This is a genomic window from Bartonella sp. AP21QHHD (assembly GCF_042196205.1).
GTDB lineage: Bacteria > Pseudomonadota > Alphaproteobacteria > Rhizobiales > Rhizobiaceae > Bartonella.
The window spans coordinates 1-2,971 of record NZ_JBHIPT010000130.1 but is presented as its reverse complement, the minus strand read 5'-3'; the positions used below and the strand labels follow the sequence as shown (position 1 = coordinate 2,971).

Here is a 2,971-nt window from a genome sequence, read left to right as displayed (position 1 = left end):
AAGAATGTCTACTTCACGATCAGCCAATTGATAGCTTGCCATATGGTCATTCTCATTGATTTTCTCGGTTGACCAGCCTAGGATTTTTAAAAGTGCATGAGCACTTTCCATGGTGAGACGATCATCAGTGTCATCCGCTTCATTTACTTCTTCTGCCACTTCAACAGAAGTTGTTTTAGAAGCAACAGATGCTGTTTGCGCATCCAAGCTTAAAATCGGTGCATTTTTCGGAAAACCTGCTCGATAACCCCGTGCAAGAGTAAGAGAGTTGTCAATCGTATATTTCGTGATACCTTCCACAAAGCCTAGATGGTTCTTTGCCCTGAAACTTTCCTTATAAAATTTGAGCTTTTCAATATCACCAATCAGAATGAGTGCTATAAAGTGACGTGCCACAAGGTGAGCTTCACTGTTTGTTGGCAAAGCGGCATAATCATAGATGATTTGATTGACATTTTGCCGATCAGCCCACTCAAGTATATCTGTACAAATCTCCTTTAGCTTGCCTTCATCCAATTCAGTACTAGAAACTGTATAAAATTCTTCTGCCTCTTTGAGAGCTATATATTGGGGCAATCTAGGAAACATCTCTCTATGAGCAGTAGAAAAGCCAAGTGTTGAAAGCGAAGCCTTAAATACAACAATCGGCTCTTCTTCATCACTTTGAAGACTGTACATTATATTGATGATACGGTCTTTACTTACAAAATAAGCATTGCGATCATAGTTCTTATCGCGATAAACTGTCCACCCCATCCTTTTTAAGTCTTCAGAAACTGTATTAAGAAAAGACAAATCTTGCAAACTAAGACGATCATCTATGGCTTTTCGCTCATTAAAGATTTTCAGATGCTCTTCAGCAAATTGAACTGCGTGATTAACATACTTCTCCACTTCACGGTCTTCTAAATGTCCAGAAATCGTACCGGCTTCTAAAAAATTTTGATAAGATTTCAGGATATCAATTTGACCTGTCAATGCTAAACAAGCTAAATGCCAGACTATACGTATATTGTAGCTATACTTTTGAACACGTGTTTTGCTTTCTATTGATGCTTGTAAATCTTGGGCACGTGCCCATTGTATTATTCGCTCAGAGATTTTGATAAGCTCTTGCTCATCTAATGTCTCTACACAAATATCAATGCCTTTATCAAAACCACTAAAAATCCCCCCCCCAATCGTGTTAAAAGAATTATAAGTATTTGTAGGTGATATGCACCGATACTCCCCACTATAGTGAATATATTTACAAGCTACAGAAATAATTTCATTAGATATTTCAGCTTCAATACGGACATTGTAATTATCATGAAGACGTATAAAACCAAAATCAAATTGAATAAAGCGGTCGGGCAAAACCAACCACATTTTTCTAGGCTCCGTAGAAAACCACCCTTGTGTTTTAAGAACGCGCATTGCTGCTGTGAGACTCATCTGTTGCTTTTTTGGCTTTTTACGCATTAGAATATCGTCTAATTCCCCATTTTTATAGGCCTGTGCAAAAAAAAGCAGGCGATCATCCGATGTCATTGTTTTATAATCTGCAAATTCTGGCACAGATAGTTTTGGGGTAGATCTATCACTCCTTAAAGCCTCCATATCACCAAGTAATGCTTGTGCAACGGCAGAATGATTAGTAGCTTCCTCGCACAACTTTTTTTCAATATCCTGTGCTTGCGCCCATGCAATCACTTTGTTTAAAGCGGTTGTGATATGGCTTTCGGAAAGATCCGGAGCTTTAACATTAAAATCCTCCTTCGCGTAAAACAGCACATCTTCATATTTACGCTGTGATTTTTCACCTCTAGAATATTCCCGAGCAAGGCAATAGGAAGCAGTAGTGAGTTTAGCCGATAACCGGAACTCTTTGCCGCTCTCTCCATAATTTTTTATATCATAGCCTATGCCCACAATGCGGTCAGGAAGATGATAATGCGCAAAAGTATCCCCCACGTTATCACGATAAGGCTCCCAGCCCAGTCTTTTTAAAATCTCTGTGACATCTTTGGTTTGCATCATCATTCCCCCAGCATGATCTGTAATTCTTTTACATAAAAATTACTTATGTAATACTTAGGCTCTCTAGAAAGACTATATATTTCCTCACTATCAATTTCACCTCTTCCATAGTTTTTTCCAAAAACTCTTGTAAAAAGGGATAGGTTGCGGAGTGGGAGTGTTCTCAATCTTTTCAATCGGTTGATCACCATCAGGTATCTCAACTCCCGCGTGTACTTTAATTCTTTTGCATAGGAATTCATAAAAATTACTGGCGTAATATTCGGACTCCTCATCCGCAAACATGACATAGATTGGACATTCTCCATCCCTAAACTGCGTATAATCAAAATAAAAGGTTTCATCAAGATCATAACTCACAACGAGCTGTTCTGGTGTCGCAAAACCATGTTTTCTATCGAGTAAGTTTTGGTAAACAATATCACCAGCAGGAATACCTTCCCCACAATCTCCATAAAGGCTATAAATTTCTTCACCACCAATTTCTCCTCCTCCATATTTTTTTAAAAAAACTTTGTAAGAGGATGTGAATTGTACGCCGAGAGTTTTCTCCGCCTTTTCAATCTGTAGATCATCTGTTTCATTCTCTTCATCATCTTCACTACCCAAATTGATAATCTCATCATCATATTTATTCACTTTATCAATTAATACTGCAACATCAGCTAAGGTATAGGTTTTCATAGATGATCCTCAAAACTTGCGTAACGCTCCATATTTCCCCTATCAATTGCCCCTCCTCCATAGTTTTTTCCAAAAACTCTTGTAAAAAGGTACAGGTTGCGGAGTGGGAGTGTGCTCAATCTTTTCAATCGGTTGATCACCTTCAGGTATCTCAACTCCCGCGTGTACTTTAATTCTTTTGCATAGGAATTCATAAAAATTACTGGCGTAATATTCGCAATTATCCAATGGATACATAACATAGATTGGACATTCTCCATCCCGA

The 2,971-nt window shown here is 38.2% G+C and carries 2 protein-coding genes and 1 pseudogene; all 3 read right to left on the bottom strand.

The features are described from left to right. On the bottom strand, positions 1 to 2,019 hold a 2,019-nt coding region (locus ACFIMC_RS10180; protein WP_375681038.1), incomplete at its 3' end, for a DUF6990 domain-containing protein. Positions 2,020 to 2,118: 99 nt separating this feature from the next. After that, positions 2,119 to 2,706 carry an SMI1/KNR4 family protein gene (locus ACFIMC_RS10175; RefSeq protein WP_375681037.1) on the bottom strand — a complete coding sequence of 196 codons (588 nt, stop codon included), beginning with the start codon at positions 2,704 to 2,706 and terminating at the stop codon, positions 2,119 to 2,121. A gap of 42 nt (positions 2,707 to 2,748) precedes the next feature. Continuing rightward, a pseudogene (locus ACFIMC_RS10170) lies at positions 2,749 to 2,971 on the bottom strand (SMI1/KNR4 family protein); the annotation flags it as partial.

Bases quoted from the DNA above. Each gene is read 5' to 3' on its own strand.
- ACFIMC_RS10175 (WP_375681037.1), bottom strand. From the start codon at position 2,706: ATGAAAACCTATACCTTAGCTGATGTTGCAGTATTAATTGATAAAGTG.